Origin of the sequence: Rhodopseudomonas palustris (assembly GCF_003226555.1) — a bacterium.
Taxonomy (GTDB): Bacteria; Pseudomonadota; Alphaproteobacteria; order Rhizobiales; family Xanthobacteraceae; genus Rhodopseudomonas; species Rhodopseudomonas palustris_I.
In genome coordinates this window covers 1-248 of sequence record NZ_QKQS01000030.1, presented here as the reverse complement: position 1 = coordinate 248, position 248 = coordinate 1, and the positions used below count along the sequence as shown (strand labels likewise).

Annotated in this window: 1 protein-coding gene; it reads right to left on the bottom strand. The window is 62.9% G+C overall.

Features of this window, described 5'->3' with window-relative positions; all coding sequences use genetic code 11:
* On the bottom strand, positions 1 to 248 hold a 248-nt coding region (locus tag DNX69_RS22715), incomplete at both ends, for a carboxyl transferase domain-containing protein (RefSeq protein ID WP_283809357.1).

Sequence of the window (248 nt, the reverse complement as noted above, 5' to 3'; positions counted from 1 at the left end):
GCCTTCAGCGCCATGTCCTGGATCTTGGTGATCTTCGCCGCGTGGGTCTCGGACAGCGAGCCGCCGAACACGGTGAAGTCCTTGGCGAACACGAACACCTTGCGGCCGTTGACCGTGCCCCAGCCGGTGACGACGCCGTCGCCGGGGATCTTGGTCTTCTCCATCCCGAATTCGGTCGAGCGGTGCTGGACGAACATGTCCATCTCCTCGAACGAATGCTTGTCGAGCAGCAGGTCGATCCGTTCGCG